Origin of the sequence: Nocardiopsis sp. ATB16-24 (assembly GCF_030271535.1) — a bacterium.
Classification (GTDB): domain Bacteria; phylum Actinomycetota; class Actinomycetes; order Streptosporangiales; family Streptosporangiaceae; genus Nocardiopsis.
Window position 1 is genome coordinate 22,716 of sequence record NZ_JASCXJ010000023.1, and the last position, 19,074, is coordinate 41,789.

At 70.0% G+C, this 19,074-nt stretch carries 14 protein-coding genes and 1 riboswitch; of the genes, 11 read left to right on the forward strand and 3 right to left on the reverse strand.

The window, feature by feature from the left end; translation table 11 throughout:
- Positions 1 to 18: 18 nt before the first annotated feature.
- Positions 19 to 1,401 (forward strand): flavin monoamine oxidase family protein, encoded by a 1,383-nt coding sequence (locus tag PFX91_RS20370; protein ID WP_285734288.1) that lies wholly within the window; start codon positions 19 to 21, stop codon positions 1,399 to 1,401.
- Between the two features lie 53 nt (positions 1,402 to 1,454).
- Here PFX91_RS20370 and PFX91_RS20375 read toward each other — a convergent pair whose 3' ends face one another.
- The gene (locus tag PFX91_RS20375) at positions 1,455 to 2,249 is read right to left on the reverse strand and encodes a hypothetical protein (protein ID WP_285734290.1); all 795 of its coding nucleotides are present in this window, start codon (positions 2,247 to 2,249) and stop codon (positions 1,455 to 1,457) included.
- 122 nt (positions 2,250 to 2,371) lie between these two features.
- Here PFX91_RS20375 and PFX91_RS20380 point away from each other — a divergent pair, with 122 nt between their 5' ends.
- From PFX91_RS20380 to PFX91_RS20425, 10 genes are all read left to right on the forward strand, one after another.
- The gene (locus PFX91_RS20380) at positions 2,372 to 4,189 is read left to right on the forward strand and encodes a carbon starvation CstA family protein (protein WP_285734292.1); all 1,818 of its coding nucleotides are present in this window, start codon (positions 2,372 to 2,374) and stop codon (positions 4,187 to 4,189) included.
- Positions 4,190 to 4,202: 13 nt separating this feature from the next.
- Complete coding sequence (locus tag PFX91_RS20385) at positions 4,203 to 4,508, forward strand: cory-CC-star protein (RefSeq protein WP_502888346.1); 306 nt, start codon at positions 4,203 to 4,205, stop codon at positions 4,506 to 4,508.
- Positions 4,505 to 5,428 (forward strand): ArsA family ATPase, encoded by a 924-nt coding sequence (locus PFX91_RS20390; protein ID WP_285734294.1) that lies wholly within the window; start codon positions 4,505 to 4,507, stop codon positions 5,426 to 5,428. Before PFX91_RS20385 ends, PFX91_RS20390 begins: the two co-directional genes overlap by 4 nt.
- A 212-nt stretch (positions 5,429 to 5,640) precedes the next feature.
- The gene (clsA, locus tag PFX91_RS20395; protein ID WP_285734346.1) at positions 5,641 to 6,312 is read left to right on the forward strand and encodes a cardiolipin synthase ClsA; all 672 of its coding nucleotides are present in this window, start codon (positions 5,641 to 5,643) and stop codon (positions 6,310 to 6,312) included.
- A 195-nt stretch (positions 6,313 to 6,507) separates the two neighbouring features.
- Complete coding sequence (locus PFX91_RS20400) at positions 6,508 to 9,009, forward strand: mannose-1-phosphate guanyltransferase (RefSeq protein ID WP_285734348.1); 2,502 nt, start codon at positions 6,508 to 6,510, stop codon at positions 9,007 to 9,009.
- 610 nt (positions 9,010 to 9,619) lie between these two features.
- Positions 9,620 to 10,162: an FHA domain-containing protein gene (locus PFX91_RS20405; RefSeq protein ID WP_285734296.1), complete on the forward strand. Its 543-nt coding sequence runs from the start codon at positions 9,620 to 9,622 to the stop codon at positions 10,160 to 10,162.
- A gap of 169 nt (positions 10,163 to 10,331) precedes the next feature.
- Complete coding sequence (locus PFX91_RS20410) at positions 10,332 to 10,805, forward strand: bifunctional nuclease family protein (protein WP_285734298.1); 474 nt, start codon at positions 10,332 to 10,334, stop codon at positions 10,803 to 10,805.
- Positions 10,806 to 11,273: 468 nt separating this feature from the next.
- Entirely contained in the window at positions 11,274 to 11,762 is a 489-nt protein-coding gene (locus PFX91_RS20415) for a MerR family transcriptional regulator (protein WP_285734350.1), read from the forward strand.
- Between the two features lie 408 nt (positions 11,763 to 12,170).
- A riboswitch (glycine riboswitch) is annotated at positions 12,171 to 12,259 on the forward strand.
- A 97-nt stretch (positions 12,260 to 12,356) separates the two neighbouring features.
- Positions 12,357 to 15,251, forward strand: coding sequence for an aminomethyl-transferring glycine dehydrogenase (gene gcvP / locus PFX91_RS20420; protein ID WP_285734300.1), 2,895 nt, complete (start codon positions 12,357 to 12,359; stop codon positions 15,249 to 15,251).
- 225 nt (positions 15,252 to 15,476) lie between these two features.
- Positions 15,477 to 16,745: a tetratricopeptide repeat protein gene (locus tag PFX91_RS20425; RefSeq protein ID WP_285734301.1), complete on the forward strand. Its 1,269-nt coding sequence runs from the start codon at positions 15,477 to 15,479 to the stop codon at positions 16,743 to 16,745.
- Positions 16,746 to 17,006: 261 nt separating this feature from the next.
- On the opposite strand, the gene PFX91_RS20430 is transcribed toward PFX91_RS20425, so the two are convergent.
- Positions 17,007 to 17,195, reverse strand: coding sequence for a DUF5999 family protein (locus tag PFX91_RS20430; RefSeq protein WP_285734302.1), 189 nt, complete (start codon positions 17,193 to 17,195; stop codon positions 17,007 to 17,009).
- A 181-nt stretch (positions 17,196 to 17,376) separates the two neighbouring features.
- The gene (locus PFX91_RS20435; protein WP_502888344.1) at positions 17,377 to 18,807 is read right to left on the reverse strand and encodes a threonine/serine exporter family protein; all 1,431 of its coding nucleotides are present in this window, start codon (positions 18,805 to 18,807) and stop codon (positions 17,377 to 17,379) included.
- Positions 18,808 to 19,074: the final 267 nt, after the last annotated feature.

Genomic DNA, 19,074 nt, shown 5'->3' on the forward strand with positions numbered 1-19,074 from the left:
ACCCATGGAGGAATCCCGATGACCGACCCCGAGAGCCCCGGCACGGAGGCCAACGAGGAGACGGAGGAGCGCAGCGAGCGACCCCAGGCCCCACCGCGTGGGCGCGAGGCCGCGTCCGGACGGGGACACACCATCGTGGTGGGCGCGGGCATGGCGGGACTGGCCGCCGCGGACAGGTTGGCCGAGGAGGGCGAGCGCGTCACCGTGGTGGAGGGCCGTGACCGCCTGGGCGGGCGTATCCACTCGGTGCGCGCGTGGCAGGACACGGCCACCCTGGACCTGGGCGCCTCCTGGATGCGTGGGGACGAGGGGAACCCCCTGACGAGTCTGGTGGAGGAGGTCGGGCTCCGCACCGCCGTGTTCAACCGCTCCACCGAGACCGCCTACGACCCCAAGGGACGACGGTTGCTCTTCGATCGGCACAGCCGCAACATGGAGGACGTCCACCTGCTGAACGAGCACATGTACTGGGACAAGGTCAAGGCCGACGAACAGGAGTCGATGGAGGAGGGCATCAAGCAGGCCCTCTACGACGCCAACCTGGTACGGGCCAGGGCTCGTGACGCCAACGAGATCGTGCACCGCCTGGTGGAGTACGACCACGGTGCCGACGCCGAGGAGGTCGCCTTCGCCGCCGTGGGCGCCCTGCACGAGTTCGGCGGTGACGACGTCGTCTTCCCCGACGGCATGGGCCGACTCACCGACCACCTGGCGCGGGGGCTGGACGTGCGACTGGAACACGTGGTGCGGGCGATCCACCACGACGACGGCGTCCGCGTGCGCGTGGACACCCCCGAAGGAGAGGAGACGCTGACCGCCGATCGTGTCCTGGTGACCCTGCCCCTGGGTGTGCTCAAGGCCGGCCGGGTCGACTTCGACCCGCCGCTTCCCGAAGACAAGCGCCACGCGGTGGAGCGGCTGGGAAGCGGCCGTTTGGAGAAGCTCTTCCTGCGCTTCGACGAGGTGTTCTGGGGGGATGCGGAGGTACTGGTCCACCTGGGCACCGAGCAGGGGGCGTGGTTCCACTGGTACGCGGGACAGCGGGTCCTGGACGCGCCGATCCTGGTGAGCCGCAACGGTGGTCGCGCCGCGCGGTTCATCGCCGAAAAGGACGAGGAGGAGGCGGTCGAGCACGCCATGGCCTCCCTGCGTGCGATGTTCCGCAAGGCGCCCGATCCCTTGGACCATCACCTCACGCACTGGATGGAGGACCCCTTCTCCCAGGGCTCGTTCTCCTACACGGCGGTGGGTTCGGGCGACGGCGACAGGGCGGCGTTGGGCGAGCCGATGGGGGAGAGGGTGTTCTTCGCGGGAGAGGCCACCGAGACCGAACACGCGGGCACCGTGCACGGAGCCCTGCTCTCCGGCCACCGGGAGGCCGACCGCATCCTCGCGCTCTGAGCCCGACACACCGGGCGAGGACGGTCAGGACCCCACACGTGCGAAGGAGGCCCTCAACGCCCCAGGCGGCGGCGCTCCACGGCGGCCACGCCGGCGCGGCAGGCGCGCTCGACCTCCCGGTGGTTGCGCAGCCGCTCCAGGAGACGAAAAGGACGGGGGGCGGGGTCGGGGTCCCCTTCGGCGGTGTCGACCCTCAGGACCTGACCCGACAACGTTCCACCGCGGAACCAGCGCTCCCAGCGCTCGAAGTCGGGACTGGCCTGGTGGCCCATCACCAGCGCCGGTCCGCCTCGTCCGTCGAGGTCACCGCCGTCGCGCCGCCACAGTTCCACCTCCCGACCGGGCCCCGCGGACCAGTCCTCGGCGGTCACCACGTCCACGCGCACGTCCGCGTCCCGTTCACGTACCAGGACGGCGTCCTCGGCGCGGGTACGGGCGGGAAGGTTCCGCACGTCGTCGACCGAGGTCATCCGGACCAGGGCACGCGCCATCCACCACCAGTTCTCCCTACGGGCCATCAGGCTGCCCACGCGCAGGCGACTGGGAGGGTGCTTGAGCACCTCCTGCTCCACCAGACCCTCGCCGAACTCCTCACCCCGAAGATCCAGGCTCACGCTGATCGCGCCGGTGGCGACCACGGTGGGAGAGCCCGGACCGGCGGGGGCGCTCACGCAGAACGCGGCACGTGCGGGAAGCGAGTCGATCTCGGGCAGGTGGGCCAGGGGCAGGGCGGCACAGGGTCGGTCCGTGAACAGGGGCACCACCGGGACGGCGGCGGGTCCGTCCGCGGTCAGCCAGCACAGCTCGCCCGCGTAGGAACCACGCCACGCCGTGACCAGATCTTTCACGTTCGTCCTTTTCTGTGATGTGCGCCTCATGCTAATTTCTCGGGACTGTACTCGAACGACACATCGCACGGCGATCGAACAGCCACCCCCTCCCCCCGAGGCGTCCACCCCGAAGGAATCCCATGCCTGCCGTAGCCGTACTGCTCGGTACCCTGGCGCTCTTCGCCCTCGCCTACCGCTTCTACTCGGTCTATCTGGCCCGACGCGTCTACGCTCTCGACCCGTCCTTCACCACACCCGCGCACACCCTCAAGGACGGAGTGGACTTCGTCCCCACCAACAAGCACATCGTCCTGGCCCACCACTTCATCTCGGTGGCGGGCGCCGCCCCCATCGTCGGACCGGCGATCGGCGTGTTCTGGGGCTGGGGACCGGCGCTGCTGTGGGTGGTCCTGGGCACGATCTTCGCCTCCGGTGCCCACGACCTCGGCTCCATCGTCGTCTCCCTGCGCAACAAGGGACGCAGCATCGGCACCCTGACGGGTGACGTCATCGGACCGCGGGCGCGCATCCTGTTCCTGCTGATCATCTTCTTCCTGGTGACCATGGTGAACGCGGTGTTCGCCATCGTCGTCGCGGGGCTGTTCGTGCGCACCCCCGAAGCGGTGCTGCCCACCCTGGTCACCATTCCACTGGCCATCGCGGTCGGCCAGGTCATCTACCGTCGTCGCACCGCGGCACTGGTGCCGTCGCTCATCGCCCTGGGCCTGATCTACGTCTGCATTCCCCTGGGGCAGCTCCTGCCGCTCAGCCTGGCGCCGGTCGCCGAGGCCGTCGGGCTCCAGGAGAACTTCCTGTGGATCGTCCTCGTCTTCGTCTACGCCTTCGTGGCCTCGCGCCTGCCGGTGTGGCTGCTGCTCCAGCCTCGTGACTACATCAACCAGCAGCAGATGGTCATCGCCCTGTTGATCATCATGGTCGGCGTCGTCGTGGGCATGGACACGATCGCCGCCCCGCTCTTTCGCGACACCCCGGCGGGCTCACCGTCGATCTTCCCGTTGCTGTTCATCACCATCGCCTGCGGCGCGGTCTCGGGCTTCCACAGCCTGGTCGCCTCCGGCACCACCTCCAAACAGATCGACAAGGAGACCGACGCCCGTTACGTGGGCTACGTCAGCTCCCTGGGCGAGGGCACCCTGGCCCTGTGCTCGATCCTGGCCTGCACCGCGGGCGTCGTGCTCTATTCCGCCAACAGCGGCACCGACTGGAACGGCCTCTACGTCGACTGGGAGGCGGCCTCGTCGGACCCGCAGGGCATGTTCGTCGAGGGCGTCGCCGGCTTCGCCTCCAACATCGGCGTTCCCGAGAGCACCGCGCTGGTCTTCGGGGCGCTGGTGATCGTCAGCTTCGCCGTCACCACCCTGGACACCGCGGTCCGGCTCAAGCGCTACATCATCCAGGAGATCGCCACGATCACCGCCGAGCGTTTCGCCTCCGGCGGTGCCCCGCGTCGGCTGCTGTCCTTCCTGGCGCGCAACATCACCGCCGCCACCCTCGTGGCGGTCCTCATCCCCTTCGCGCTGACCCTGGTGCCGGGCGACTTCGCGGTGGGAACCCTCTGGCTGCTGTTCGGCACCACCAACCAGCTCACCGCGGGCCTGGCGCTGGCCGTGATCGCCGTGTGGGTCGCCAAGCGTGGTCGCAACCCGATCATGATCCTCCTTCCACTGGTGTTCCTCGCGGTCATGACCGCCTGGGCGCTGGTCATCCAGCTCGGCGAGTTCGCCAGGTCGGGGGACGCGATGCAGACCTTCCTGCTCGCCCCGCTCGACGGGATCATCCTCGTGCTGGCCCTGTGGATGATGGTCGAGGCCGCCGTCGCCTTGTACAAGGCGTGGAAGAGCCCCCCCGCCCCGGTCGACGGCGACACCGGAGCCGCCACCGTCCAGGAGGGGACCGGCGGGGAGACCTCCGGAAAGGACGCGGGTGGCGACCGCTGACCGTTCCGGTCCCGTGCCCGTGGGCGCCGTCGGGTCCTCCCCCCTGGGACGGTCCTGGCGGCGCCTCGTCGCCGCCTGGCGCCGTGTGGAGGCCTTCCATCAGGCGGTCTTCGAGGCGCGCTGGGGACACGCGCGCGCACGGGAGGCGCGCACCCAGCAGGACACCCTGCGGGCGCTTCTCATGCTGGAGACCCTGGGTGTGGACAACCCGGTGGCCTACGAGACCCTGGACCTGATCCCGTACATGGTGGCCGACCTGCACGAGTGGCACCGCAGGATGGGACGCGAGGACTTCGGAGCCCCGGGAGGCTGCTGTTGACCGACCCCGACGCCGCGGACCGCCCCTTCGCGATCACCTTCGTCGGAGGCAAGGGCGGGGTCGGCAAGACCACGTTGGCCGCCGCCCAGGCCCTTGCCCTGGCCGACACCGGGCGCCGGGTGCTGGTCATGTCCACCGACCCCGCCCACTCCCTGGGCGACGTCTTGGAGGCGAAGCTCGAAGACGAGCCCGTACAGGTCGCGCCGGGCCTGTGGGCCGCCGAACCCGACCCCGACGCCGCCGTGCGCCGCCGTATCGCCCAGGTGCTGGAGGACGCTCACAGGGCCGTCCCACGCGAGGTGATGCCCGCCGTGCGCCGGCACCTGGAGCAGGCGGGCTCCAGCCCGGGCATGGCCGAGTCCGCGCTCGCGGACCTGCTGGTGGACCGGATGGAGGAGGTGGGGAGCACATGGGAGGCCCTGGTCGTGGACAGCGCGCCCACCGGGCACCTGCTGCGCCTGCTCGACCTGCCCGCCCTCCTGACGCCCTGGGTGGTGGGTCTGGCCCGCCGGCGTGAGCGGGCTCGCCGTGCCGAGGCCTTCGCCGACGTGGTCGGCGGTGAGGAGGAGTCCGATCCTCTCCTCGAGCGTCTGCACGCTCGCCGTCACCGCCTGGAGCGCGCAGCGGACCGCATGCGCCGCGACGCGGTGGTGCGTTTGGTGACGCTGCCCCGCCGTATGGTGCTCGCCGAGACCGCGCGGGCCGTGGAACGGCTCACCGACTCCGGGTTCCGTCTCGCCCCGGTGGTCGTCAACCAGATCCCCGCCGGTCATACCTCAGGACCCGACACCGCCGAGGCCCTGGCCGCCACCAGGGAACGCTTCGCGCACCTGGGCACCGTGGAGATCCCGCTCCAAGAGACCGAACCCACCGGCCCGGGCCGTCTGCGCGCTCTAGCGGACCACCTCGCGCCACGGTGACCTCGCGGTACCGGGAACCCCGGTCCGGCGTCCCGCGTTGAACGGGGCAGGAGCGAGGCGGTGGGAGTCGGGAAGCCGTACAGGGTACGATCAGGCTGCGGCTGTCCTCCGGACCACGTCAGGGCCGGTGGAACCCACGAAGGCGGGAAACGACGTTCCCGCCCGTTATCGTTGGCGCCATGGGGCGATCCGCGCACGATGGCAGACTCACGGTGGGGGGCGATGTGGTCAGTGACCGCGTCTGGACGGTTCCCAACCTCCTGAGCATGCTGCGGCTGCTGGGCGTGCCGCTGTTCCTGTGGCTCGTCCTGGTGCCCCAGGCCGACTGGTGGGCGCTGCTCGTGCTGGCCCTGGCCGGACTCAGCGACTGGCTCGACGGAAAGATCGCCCGGGCCTGGAACCAGACCTCCCGCCTGGGGATCATCCTCGACCCGCTCGCCGACCGCCTCTACATCTTCGCCGCGTTGCTCGGTCTGGTCGTGCGCGGCATCGTGCCCTGGTGGCTGATGGCCATCCTGGTCCTGCGCGACGTCCTCATCCTGGGCGCCCTGCCGATTCTGCGTCATTTCGGTTACGGGCCCCTTCCGGTGAATTTCGCCGGAAAAGCCGCCACACTCTGCCTTCTCTACTCCTTCCCGCTGCTTTTCATCGCCGGTTACGCGTCGGTGATCGCAGATGTGGCGAGGATTATAGGTTGGGCTTTCGCGCTCTGGGGAACGGCTCTGTACTGGTGGGCCGGACTGCTCTACGCCGTACAGGGTCTGCGCCTGATCGCCCAGACCCGCCGCGACGAACGCGCTGATCACATCGGTGGCCCAAGGGCCGGCGAGGACAGCGACTCCGTGCGCGGACACGCCCCGGACCAGGGGCGAACCGGCCCCTGATCCGCCGACGGGTCGGCTCACCACGAGTCCAGTCGGATGGAAAGGGAGTGTCGTCTCCGCAATGAGAACATGTCCCACGGCGCGTTACCGCGCGATCTCCGAGCATCATCCTCCCAAGGATCTTCCCGGCGGTACAGCCGTACGGAGGTATGGGCGATGAGCCAGACCGAAGGCACAGAAAACGCAGCGCCTCCCATGAAAGCCGTCCTGATGGCGGGCGGAGAGGGGACCCGCCTGCGTCCCATGACGGCCAACCAGCCCAAGCCACTCCTACCGGTGGTCAACAAGCCCATCATGGAGCACGTCCTGCTCCTGCTGCGCAAGCACGGCTTCACCGAGACGGTGGTCACCGTCCAGTTCCTCGCCACCCTCATCCGCAACTACTTCGGTGACGGCGAAGAACTGGGCATGAAACTCACCTACGTCGCCGAGGAGGTCCCGCTCGGCACCGCGGGCAGCGTCAAGAACGCCGAGGAGCACCTGCGCGGCGAGCCCTTCATCGTCATCTCCGGCGACGCGCTCACCGACATCGACCTGACCGACATGGTCCGCTTCCACCGTGAGAGCGGGGCCAAGGTCACCATCGGCCTCAAGCGGGTGGAGAACCCGCTGGAGTTCGGCATCATCATCGTCGACGAGCAGGGCCGCATCCAGCGCTTCCTGGAAAAACCCACCTGGGGCCAGGTCTTCTCCGACACCGTCAACACCGGCATCTACATCATGGAACCGGAGGTCCTCGAACGCGTCGCCAAGGACGAGGTCGTGGACTGGTCCGGCGACGTCTTTCCCCAACTCCTGGAGGAGGGCGAGCCCCTCTACGGCTACATCGCCGACGGCTACTGGGAGGACGTGGGCACCCACGAGAGCTACCTCAGCGCCCAGGCCGACGTCCTGTCGGGCAAGGTCGACGTGGAGATCGACGGTTTCGAGGTCTCCCCGGGGGTGTGGGTCGGCGAGGGGGCACAGGTCCATCCCCAGGCGATCCTCCAGGGACCGCTCTACATCGGTGACTACGCCAAGGTCGAGGCCGGGGCCGAACTGCGCGAGTTCACCGTGGTGGGCAGCAACGCGGTGGTGCGCGCGGAGGCCTTCGCCCACCGCACCGTCCTGCACGACAACGTGTTCATCGGACGTGGCGCCAACCTGCGCGGCGCGGTCATCGGCAAGAACACCGACGTCATGGCCGCCGCCCGGATCGAGGAGGGCGCGGTCGTGGGCGAGGACTGCGTCATCGAGTCCGAGGCCTACGTCCACAACGACGTCAAGGTCTACCCGTTCAAGACCATCGAGGCCGGGGCGGTGGTCAGCACCAACGTCATCTGGGAGTCGCGCGGACAGCGTTCGCTGTTCGGCCCTCGGGGCGTCTCGGGGCTGATCAACGTCGAGATCACCCCGGAGTTGGCGGTGCGCCTGGCCAACGCCTACGCCACCACCCTGAAGAAGGGCGCGATCGTCACCACCTCGCGTGACGTCTCGCGCGCCGCACGCACGTTCAAACGGGCCATCATCAGCGCGCTCACCGCGGCCGCCATCGAGGTCCGTGACCTGGAGGTGGTGCCGCTGCCGGTGGCCCGGTTCCACACCTCCCAGGGCGGTGTCAGCGGCGGTATCACGGTGCGCACCACCCCGGGCGACCCCGAGTCGGTGGACATCCTGTTCCTGGACGGCGACGGGGCGGACCTGTCGCCGGCGGCCCAGCGCAAACTCGACCGTGTCTTCTCCCGCGCCGAGTACCGTCGTGCCTTCCCCGGCGAGATCGGGGAGCTCACCTTCCCGTCGCGCAACGTGGAGGGTTACTCGCACGAGCTGCTGCGCAAGGTGGACACCACGGGCATCGCCGAGGCCGAGCTCAAGGTCGTGGTGGACTGCGCGGGCGGCAGCGGCTCCTTGATCCTGCCCTCCTTGCTGGGGCGGATCGGGGTGGACGTGCTCACCGTCAACAATCGCCTGGACGAGTCCTCGCCCACCGACACGGTCGCCAAGTACGAGCGGGACCTGAAACGCCTGGGCGAGCTGGTGTCGGGTTCGGGCGCCGACTTCGGGGTGCGTTTCGACCCCGTGGCGGAGCGGCTGTCCATCGTCGACGAGAAGGGCGAACTGGTCGACGGCGACCGTGCCCTGCTCGTCGTCCTGGAGTTGGTCTGCGCCGAGTACGGTGGCGGAACGGTGGCCCTGCCCGTGACCACCACCAGGGTCGCCGAGACGGTGGCCGCCGCGCACGGGGTCAAGGTGCGCTGGACGGCCACGGCCACCGACGAGCTGACCAAGGCGGTCCGCGCGGAGGACGACATCATCTTCGCGGGTGATGGGCGTGGCGGTTTCATCGTGCCGTCCTTCGGCCCCACCAGCGACGCCATCGCGGCGTTCGTGCGACTGCTGGCCCTGGTGGCCAGGACCCGCCGATCGTTGAGCCAGATCGACCGCACGATTCCCCAGGCGCACCTGCTGCGTCGTTCGGTGCCCACCCCGTGGGCGGTCAAGGGAAGCGTCATGCGGGCCGTCGTGGAGGCCGCGGGCGATCGCGAACTCGACACCACCGACGGTGTGCGGGTGATCGAGCCGGACGGGAGTTGGGCCCTGGTCCTGCCCGACACCGCGGAGGCCGTGACCCACCTGTGGGCCGAGGGTCCCACCACCGACACCGCGCGGCGGCTGCTGGACGAGTGGGCGGCCGTCGTGGAGCGGGCCGAGGGCTGAGCCGGGCCGCGCGGACGCGCACACGGCCGTGTGCGCGTCCGCGCGGTGGGCCTCCCCCCGGGGGGCGCGGTGTGCGCGAAAGGCCCGTACCCCCGGCGTGGTCGGGTGGATAGGATGGGCGTAGCCGCAGGTCGTGACGGTTCGGTGAAGGTGGCGCGCATCCTGGGGAATCCATCCAGAACCAAACCCCTGGGAGGAGCATCACCCTCAGGACGGGTCTTGTTCTCCCTCCGGCGGCCACCCGTGCCGGACGGAGCCTCGGAGGGTGGAGTCACCGCGGTCGCCCGGGGCGTGTCCACGGCAGGCCGGGGGAGAGCAAAACCCTTCCTGGACAGGGATATGGTTTAAAGTCGAGTGTTCCCCGGAGCGCCGAGTCGCCCACCGGGCCGGTCCCGGCCGAGGCCGACACCCTCACCGGGGGCGACGAGGAGTGCACATGGGGGGCGAGACCTAGCGACCGACCGTGCGAGGCGCACCGCTGGCGCGACAGCGGGAACGTCTCGCTACGTTCCGGGCGTTGTGTGGGCAAGGTGCCCGTGCGCTGCCCGGCGCGTGCCACCGACCAGCCGAATCAAGCACCGCCCCGTGCGGTAGGAGGCCGAGCCGACCTATGTCGAGCGTTTACTGCACGCAGTGCGGTCACGCCGTTGCGGATGATGCCCGTTTCTGCTCCCACTGTGGAACTCCCCTCCGCAGGGCCGGACAGCAGGGGCCCCGACCCGGCTCCGGCGGGGACTCCGGCGGAGACGTCACGTCCACCATCTCCATCTCGGGCATACAGGCCCTGGAGGACGAGGAGTCCGGAGACGAGCTGGGGGGCGAGGACCCCGCCGGCTCCGACGCGCTGCCGCCGGGGACGGCCCTGCTCGTGGTCAGGCGCGGCCCCAACGCCGGGAGCCGCTTCCTGCTGGACAGTGACGTGACCACCGCCGGTCGCCACCCCAACAGCGACATCTTCCTGGACGACGTCACCGTCTCCCGACGCCACGTGGAGTTCTTCCGGCGCGGCGACGGGTTCGGTGTCCGTGACGTGGGCAGCCTCAACGGCACCTACGTCAACCGCGAGCCGGTCGACGAGGCCCAGCTCGGTGGCGGGGACGAGATCCAGATCGGTAAGTTCCGCATGGTTTTGCTGACCAAACCGCGCCGCTGAGGAGGAAGGCGGGTCGCGGACGGCGGCGGGCGGGCCGATGAGGTTTGCGGCCCCCCGCCTCCGGAGAGCTTTGTAACGAAGGGTGCCGATTTCGCCCTCGGGTCCTGATCCACAGGAGGAGCAGGGACGAGCGCCCAGCCGGCATGACGACTCATGGGACGGAGACGCTGTGAAGCACATGGAGGTCGTCGGCGTCCGGGTTGAGATGCCCTCGAACCAGCCGATTGTCCTGCTCAAGGAATCCGACGGTGACCGCTATCTGCCGATTTGGATCGGTGGGGTGGAGGCCACCGCGATCGCGTTGGCCCAACAAGGCGTCGCACCCGCCCGACCGCTCACCCATGACCTGTTCCGCGACGTGCTCGAAGCCCTGGACACCTCGCTCACGACGGTGAACATCACCGGTCTCAACGACGGGATCTTCTACGCCGAACTGGTCTTCAGCAACGGCGTGGAGGTGAGCGCGCGTCCCTCCGACTCGATCGCGCTGGCCCTGAGGACGGGGGCGCCGATCTACGCGCACGAGGACGTGATCGCCGAGGCGGGGATGCCGATCCCGGACGAGCAGGAGGACCAGGTCGAGGCCTTCCGGGAGTTCCTGGACAACATCTCGCCGGAGGATTTCGGCAGACGCACGGAGTGAGCCTCGAGCGGCTTTCGTACGGGACACGGGCACCGTCCGTGGAACCCACGCGTACGCGGCACCGAAGGTCTTCCTCCGGCGGCACACGCTGTGACCTGCGGCTTTGTTCGCGGGGTCGGTGATAGATTGAGGGCAGAAGAATGACCGCAGTGGTCAGGGCCGAAACCCCGCGGGCGCAAGGAGCGTCGCCGGATCGGCTCCGGGACGCCACCGACGTGCGTACTTGGCGACGCGCCGGATGGTGTCGTTGACGCTGCCGGTCGGTCGCCCTACCGTCGGTGCAGTAGAACCCACGGCGCACCCAAATCCCTGAGTGGACATCCCCTGTCGAGACCGCCGTGGGACGAGAAGCCGGAGGTCGGCGTGGCGGTAGCGAGCGGCAAGCGGGATCCCCATGACAGGCGGTCCGCGCTGCGGCTAGCGGGGCAGCAGGGCCTGCTGTGCGAAGAGGACGTGGTGGCGCTGCCTATGGACGTCGGCTATCGGGGCCCCGCGGCGTGTACCGCCGCCGGAATCAGCTACCGCCAGCTCGACTACTGGGCCAGAACCGGCCTGGTGGAGCCGAGCGTGCGCACCGGAGCCCACAACGCCCCCCTGTACAGCCTTCCCGACATCCTGTTGCTCAAGGTGGCCAAACGGCTCCTTGACACCGGGATCTCCCTGCAACAGATCCGCACCGCGGTCGACCACCTGCGTGGACGTCCGGCACAGGATCTGGCCCGTATCACCCTGATGAGCGACGGCGTCAGCGTGTACGAGTGCACCTCTCCCGAGGAGGTCGTCGACCTCATGCAGCGCGGGCAGGGCATGTTCGGCCTGGCACTGGCCAAGGTCTGGCGGGAGCTGGAGGAGGCCTTGGGCGTGGTCCCGGCCGAGGAACGGACCGACCTACCGGCCGCGGCGCCGCAACCCGTGGACGAACTCGCCAGGCGGCGCAGGGAGCGCCGTACCGGTTAGGCCCCTTTTTCCGTGGAACCCCGCCCGACGCCTCGTCCTGCGACCGGAGTGGAGCGCGGCGGAGGACTCTCCAAGGACGGGGGCACCGCGAAGACGCCCACGGGGTCGTGGAGGCGCCGGAGGCGGGTTTGCGAGGTAGGAGCCGGCACGCCGTAGGCGCCGGAGGTTCCCGTGTGCCGGAGGCCGCGGGATGCCGTACGCGGTGGCCCTTCCGTCGGCTTCGGACAGGACGGACCCCGTCGGCACGTCACCGTTGGCGGGAAAGTCGAGGTCGGCGGTGTGATTGACGGGAAACGCCTGCCCGGACGCGGTCCACGGCGTGAGAATCGAGTACGGTCGTAGTCACAAGAAGGATGAAAACCGACATTCGTCTTTCTTCTACAGAGGTACAGACTGTCATGTGGCTGTCGATACCACGCGAGAGAGACCCCTTCGGGGGCGCCGACGGGGCAATACTCCCCAGTAACCTCTCAGGCACCATGGACCGCGTGGAGTAGGCCGCTCTGAAGCCGTGGCACCGTGGTGCCCGGTGACAGAGGGGGAGACCGTGAGGAACACCGCCGACCAGATTCGGCCTGTCACCAGGAGGTCTCCGTGTCAGACCGGCCCGTGCACACTCCGGGAACGCCCGCCCGGACCTTCGCCGATCGTCACATCGGCCCCACTCCGGCCGAGACCCAGGAAATGCTCAAGACCGTCGGCTACGGCTCCACCGCCGAGCTCATGGCCGACGCCGTACCCGAGTCCATTCTCACCGGTCCCGGGCGAAGCGCACCGCTGAACCTGCCCGAGGCGATCGGCGAGGCCGAGGCCCTGGCCGAACTGCGCGACCTGGCCTCCCGCAACGACGTGCGCACCTCGCTGATCGGTCAGGGCTACTACGGCACCTTCACCCCGCCCGTCATCCTGCGCAACATCATGGAGAACCCCGCCTGGTACACGGCCTACACGCCTTACCAGCCCGAGATCTCCCAGGGACGTCTGGAGGCCCTGCTCAACTTCCAGACCATGGTCTCGGACCTGACGGGACTGCCCGTCTCCGGCGCCTCACTGCTGGACGAGGCCACGGCCGCGGCCGAGGCCATGACGCTGGCCCGGCGCGCCTCCCGCAGCAAGGCCGACGTCTTCGTCGTGGACTCCGACATCTTCCCGCAGACCCTCCAGGTGCTGCGCACCCGCGCCGAGCCCCTGGGCATCGACATCGTCGTCGCCGACCTGGCCCAGGGACTGCCCGAGGGGGAGACCTTCGGTGTGCTGGTGCAGTACCCCGCGTCCAGCGGAGTGGTCCGCGACCACTCCTCCCTCATCGCCCAGGCGCACGAGCGCGGCGCCCTGGCGGTGGTGGCCGCCGATCTCCTCGCCCTGACCCTGCTCCGCAGCCCGGGCGAGCTGGGTGCCGACATCGCGGTGGGCACCACCCAGCGCTTCGGTGTCCCGCTCGGTTTCGGCGGACCGCACGCCGGATACATGTCCGTCGGTGAGAAGCTGCGCCGCCAGCTGCCCGGCCGTCTGGTCGGCGTCTCGGTGGACGACGTGGGCAAGCCCGCCTACCGCCTGGCCCTACAGACCCGTGAACAGCACATCCGCCGTGAGAAGGCCACCAGCAACATCTGCACCGCCCAGGTGCTTCTCGCCGTCATGGCCGGGATGTACGCCGTCTACCACGGCCCGGACGGCCTACGCGCGATCGCCCGCCAGGTGCACACCCGTACCGTGGCCCTGGCCGACGCGCTCTCCGAGCGCGGCTTCCGGATCCTGCACTCCTCCTACTTCGACACCCTGCGCGTGCGCGTGCCCAACGCGGCACAGGTGGTGGAGGACGCTCTACAGGCCGGCTACAACCTGTTGACCGTGGATCAGGAAACGGTCGGTGTGAGCGTGGACGAGACCACCACCCTGGACGACCTGGAGAAGGTCCTGGCCGCCTTCGGTGAGGCGGGGCGCGGGCCCTCCCGGGTGGGCCTGGAAGTGGACGCGCGGGCCGAACGCCTGCCCCGCGAACTGGCCAGGGAGAGCGCCTACCTCACCCATCCGGTCTTCAACACCCACCGGAGCGAGACCTCGCTCCTGCGCTACATGCGCCGCCTGGCCGACCGCGACCTGGCACTGGACCGCACGATGATCCCGTTGGGTTCGTGCACCATGAAGCTCAACGCCACCGCCGAGATGGAGCCGATCACCTGGCCGGAGTTCGCGGACCTGCATCCGTTCGCCCCGCTGGCCCAGGCCGCCGGCAGTGTGGCCCTGATCCGCGACCTGGAGGCCTGGCTGGCCGAGGTGACCGGCTACGACGCGGTGTCCTTGCAGCCCAACGCCGGTTCCCAGGGCGAACTCGCCGGCCTGCTGGCCATCCGCGGCTACCACCGCTCGCGGGGGGAGGCCCATCGCGACGTCTGCCTGATCCCCAGCTCCGCGCACGGGACCAACGCCGCCAGCGCGGTCATGGCCGGTATGCGCGTGGCCGTCGTGGCCTGCGACGACGACGGCAACGTGGACATCGAGGACCTGCGCGCCAAGACCGCCGAGCACGCCGACGACCTGGCGGCCATCATGGTCACCTACCCGTCCACGCACGGTGTCTACGAGAGCACCATCACCGAGGTGTGCCGCCTGGTCCACGAGGCGGGCGGTCAGGTGTACGTGGACGGGGCCAACCTGAACGCGCTGCTGGGCTGGGCCAAGCCGGGCGAGTTCGGGGCCGACGTCAGCCACCTGAACCTGCACAAGACCTTCTGCATCCCGCACGGCGGTGGCGGTCCGGGTGTGGGGCCGGTCGGGGTGCGCTCCCACCTGGCCGCCTTCCTGCCCAACCACCCGAGCCAGCCCGAGGCCGGCCCGCACACGGGTGTGGGGCCGGTGTCGGCCTCCCCGTTCGGTTCGGCGGGCATCCTCCCCATCTCCTGGGCGTACATGCGGATGATGGGAGAGGAAGGGCTGCGATCGGCCACCGAGATCGCGGTGCTGTCGGCCAACTACGTGGCCAAGCGGTTGGAGCCGTACTACCCCGTGCTCTACACCGGTGAGGGGGGTCTGGTCGCTCACGAGTGCATCCTCGACGTCCGCCCGTTGCAGAAGGCCAGCGGTATCAGCAACGAGGACATCGCCAAGCGGCTCATGGACTACGGATTCCACGCGCCGACGATGTCGTTCCCGGTCAACGGCACCCTGATGGTCGAACCGACCGAGAGCGAGAACCTCGCCGAACTGGACCGCTTCGTGGACGCGATGATCGCCATCCGCGGCGAGATCGACAAGGTCACCGAGGGCGAATGGGACGCCGAGGACAACCCGCTGCGCAACGCTCCGCACACCGCCGAGGCGGTCACCGCCGACGAGTGGGAACACGGCTACACCCGTTCGGAGGCGGCCTACCCGCTGGCGTCGCTGCGCATGGACAAGTACTGGCCGCCGGTCGGCCGGGTCGACCAGGCCTATGGTGACCGCAACCTGGTCTGCTCCTGCCCGCCGCCGGAGGCCTTCGAACTGTAGGGACCCTCGTGCGGGGCGCCGACCTTCGGGGCGGCGCCCCGCCTGCTTTCCCCGAACGGGTCCGCGTCGTGAGGACGGGGCCCGCCCTCTTTCTTCGGCATGGGCGGGAACAGGACGGGAACAGGCGAGGGAGAGACTTCTTCGCACCCTTCGCGCGTTAGGGTTGCCGCGAGACCGGTCGCGTTCCCACCACGCGAACCAACGCCCCCTGGAAAGCACGACACGATGACCACGACGCCCGGATCCTCCGCGCGCCCCGGCCCCACCGATCCGCCCTCGGCCACCGACCCGCAGGACGTCGGGGACGAGGCCCCGACCCGGGAGCGCGACGCCTCGCGACTGTGCGACCAGGCCCAGGACCTCGCCTCGACCGGCCACCTGGCACGCGCGGCCGAACTCTACCGGCGGGCCCTGTCCTGCGCCTCTCGCCCGAGCGTGCAGGCTCGCGCCCTGCTCGGTCTGGCCGTGGTCGAGGACCGACGCGACGACCCGGGCGCCTCCCGCGAGGCGGCCCGTCGTGCCCTGGCCACCGGGGACGAGCGTCACGCCCCGCGAGCCGCCCACCACCTGGCCCTGTCCCTTGAACAGGACGGCCGGACGGAGGAGGCCGAGGCCGTCTGGCGCCGACTGCTCGAACTGGGGGGACCGGCCCACACCGCTGTGGCCCACTACGGACTGGCCCGTGCCGCCGAGGAGCGCGGTGACCCGGTGGGAGCCGAGGAGCACTGGGAGGCGGCGCTCACCCTGCCGTCCGCGCCCGGGGAGATCGGTCGCCTGCACGCCGCCACGGTCGTCGACGCCTCCCAAGACCTGGCCGAGCGTCTTTTGGGCAGAGGCCTGCCCGGCGCGGCCGTGGTGGCCGCAGAACGCGGTCTGACGGTGGCCGATGACCCCCGCCTGCGTCTGTTGCGCGCGGCCGCCCACCTCGAACACGCCATCGCCGACGTCGGAGCGATCGTCGATCCGCCCGACGATGGGGAGGGGCCGGAGGAGACCGTTTCCGCCTCCGACCCCGGTACGTCGGCCGCGGCGGTGGAACTCCTCGCCGGACTGCTCGCGCTACGCGGGGACACCACGGCGGCGGAGCGGGTGTGGCGCTGGGGGTTGACCGGACGGGACGAGACCGCGGAGCGGGTGCGTTCGCGGTTGCGCAGGGGGTTCGCCCCGCACCAGGAGGACGAAGGGGACGGCGAGGCGCGACCGCCGTGGTGGGAGCCCTACCTGGAGGAGGCGGTGGTGACCTCGAGTTCGCCCGCGCTGGCGGGCGAGTTGTTCGCGGTCATCACTCGGATGCACGCCCTGTTGGCGTTGCCCGTGGTGGAGGCGGAGGCCCGGCCGGACGCTCTGCGGGCGGCCATGGAGCAGGCGTTGCGCACCCCGAGCGGGTTGCTGTGGGGCCCTGGTGTGCACGCCGACTTCCGGCGGCGGTTGAGCGAGGCGATGGGGGGTCGGGACGTGCTGCCCGAGGACTGGCCCGACCAGGAACGGCGGTGAGGTCCGGCTCGGGTCGCCGAGGGTCCTGCCCAAAGGTGAGCAGGCCCCAGGGCGTTCCGAGGCCACCGGGGGTGGTCGGACGCCGAAGGCTCCGGGCCACGGAGCAGCGGGCCGGAGGCGGCACGGAGCGAGGTTCGAGGGCGGCGGGGTGGAGCGCGGCCGAGAAGTCCCTCGCCCCCCGGTGACGCGACACCGCCCGGGGGCGTGGGCCCCACGGGCGGTGTCGCCGACCTCGCGGACGGCGATCCGGTGGTGTCGTGGTCAGGCGGCGACGTTGGGTCGTCGCGGAGCGACGACCGCCCCGTCGGGGAGGAGTTCACCGGTGTCCTCGAAAAGGACGACACCGTTGCAGAGCAGGCTCCAACCCTGTTCGGGGTGGCTGGATACGACCCGGGCCGCCTCGCGGCCGGTGTCCGTGGAGGACGGGCAGGGAGGTTCGTGGCTGCACATGGAACAGGCCTTTCGGTCCACAGGCTCATCGTCGAGCTGACCTCAGGATAGTGTCTGACATCACATGTTCATCGTGTTTCGGGTCGGCCGGGATGGGCCTGTCCGTACGCCTCCCTCGTCCCGCACGGAAGATCCGCAGGTCGGTGAAGGTCTCCGCCCCGTCGGCCGCTCCGGTCGGGGGTCAGTATCCGCCGCGTGTACGGCGTGCCGCGGGTCGACTGCGCATGCCCGCGCCGGCGAGGCCGCCGTGCTGGAAGGCGCGTACCAGCTCGCCGCCCAGGTTGACCCCGGCGCCCAGGGCCAGACCCACCGTGACCGCCTCGGCCAGACCGAGCAGGCCCGCCCCCGCGTTGCCCTGCGTGAGCTCGATCAGACCCCGGTACAGGATGCTTCCCGGAAGCAACGGCGCGATCGCCGGTACCAGGTAGGGCAGCACGGGCCTGCGTGTGCGGCGGGCCAACCAGTGGCCGACCACGCCCACCGCGATCGCCCCCGCGAGCGTGCCCACCACCGGCGGGACCTGTAGCACCTCGCGCATGTTCGCGTAGATCAACCAGATCATCACGCCCATCACGCCGATCATGGGGAGCATCCTCGGCGGTACGACGAGCGAGATGGCGAAGGCCATCGCGATTCCGGCCGCGCCGAGCAGAACCGGGATCTCCATCGAGGTGCCCGCCGAGGGCAGGGTCTCCAGATCGATGTGCACGCCCAGGCGCTGGGCGGTGTAGGCCACCGCCGCCACGCCCGAGACGATGGCGCCCAGGGTGAAGAAGGTCTCCAGCAGGCGGGCGGCCGCCGAGACGTAGGTGCCGCTGATACCGTCCTGAAGGCTGGAGACCAACGGGCGCCCGGGAAGGAGGGCCATGATGTTCCCGGTGATGATGGCCCCGGCCTTGAGCCCCAGGTCCATGGTGTTGCTCACCCACAGCAGGGCCACGCCGATCGTCGCGGCGACCACGGCCGCGGCGGCCATCTGGTAGAACTCCGCGACACCGCGCTTGGCCAGGAAGACGGCGGTGCGGTCGCCCAGCACGGTGGCGAGCAGCGCCACGGTCGCCACGATGAAACCGCCCCCCATCATCACGCTCGCGCTGGAGGCGATGAGGCCGAACCCGACCGCGATGAGCCAGTTGGGATAGGGCATCCGAGCCCGACGGATCCTGGCCAGGCGGGCGGAGGCGTCCTCCAGTTCCAGCAGGCCCAGCGCCGCCTCCTGTACCAGGGTGTGCAGTTCGCTGACGCGGAAGTAGTCCAGGGTCCTGCGACGCACGACCCGCTCGCCGGTGATCGGATGGTGGTCGCCGCCGGGATGGGTGGACAGGGTGATGGTGGTGAAGGTGACGGAGACCTCCGAGCGCGGCAGGTTGAAGGCGATGGCGAGGCTGAGCATGGCCTCGCTGACGGCTTCGGTGCCCTCACCACTGGCGAGCATCAGTTCGCCGACGCGCAGCACCAGATCGATGGCGCGTGCGTCGGGAAGGCTGACGTCCTCGTCCTCGTCGAGCCCGTCGGGGGTCAGTTCCCGTTCGTGCGCCGCCCGCCAGTCCCGCATCCTGCTGAGCATGCGGTCCTCGCTCGGGGGTACGTGCCGTTCCGGCTTGCCTGGCATCCCTGTCTCCGTTCCCTCCCCGCCTGTACCCGATAGTGGTCGGCGCAATGATCAAACCCTTGAGGGGACGCTGTCCACAGCGGGCGGGTTCGCCTGGAACGGGGTCCGCGGCCGGTGAGTTCGGTCACCGGTCCTTTGTGGAAGGACGCCCCGATCCTCGGGTCGGGAGGAGGTCGACGCTGACATCCTGGCAATCGGGGCGGTCGCGCCGGGGGGCGACGCGCCGGACCGTACGGGGCCTATGCGGGAGTGTCATCGCGGTGACGG

Excerpts from the sequence above, each read along its gene's own strand:
- PFX91_RS20430 (WP_285734302.1), bottom strand. The coding sequence starts at position 17,195 with ATGTGCAGCCACGAACCTCCCTGCCCGTCCTCCACGGACACCGGCCGC.
- PFX91_RS20380 (WP_285734292.1), top strand. The coding sequence starts at position 2,372 with ATGCCTGCCGTAGCCGTACTGCTCGGTACCCTGGCGCTCTTCGCCCTC.
- PFX91_RS20435 (WP_502888344.1), bottom strand. The coding sequence starts at position 18,807 with ATGCCAGGCAAGCCGGAACGGCACGTACCCCCGAGCGAGGACCGCATG.
- PFX91_RS20400 (WP_285734348.1), top strand. The coding sequence starts at position 6,508 with ATGAAAGCCGTCCTGATGGCGGGCGGAGAGGGGACCCGCCTGCGTCCC.
- PFX91_RS20405 (WP_285734296.1), top strand. The coding sequence starts at position 9,620 with ATGTCGAGCGTTTACTGCACGCAGTGCGGTCACGCCGTTGCGGATGAT.
- PFX91_RS20370 (WP_285734288.1), top strand. The coding sequence starts at position 19 with ATGACCGACCCCGAGAGCCCCGGCACGGAGGCCAACGAGGAGACGGAG.
- PFX91_RS20425 (WP_285734301.1), top strand. The coding sequence starts at position 15,477 with ATGACCACGACGCCCGGATCCTCCGCGCGCCCCGGCCCCACCGATCCG.
- PFX91_RS20415 (WP_285734350.1), top strand. The coding sequence starts at position 11,274 with ATGGACGTCGGCTATCGGGGCCCCGCGGCGTGTACCGCCGCCGGAATC.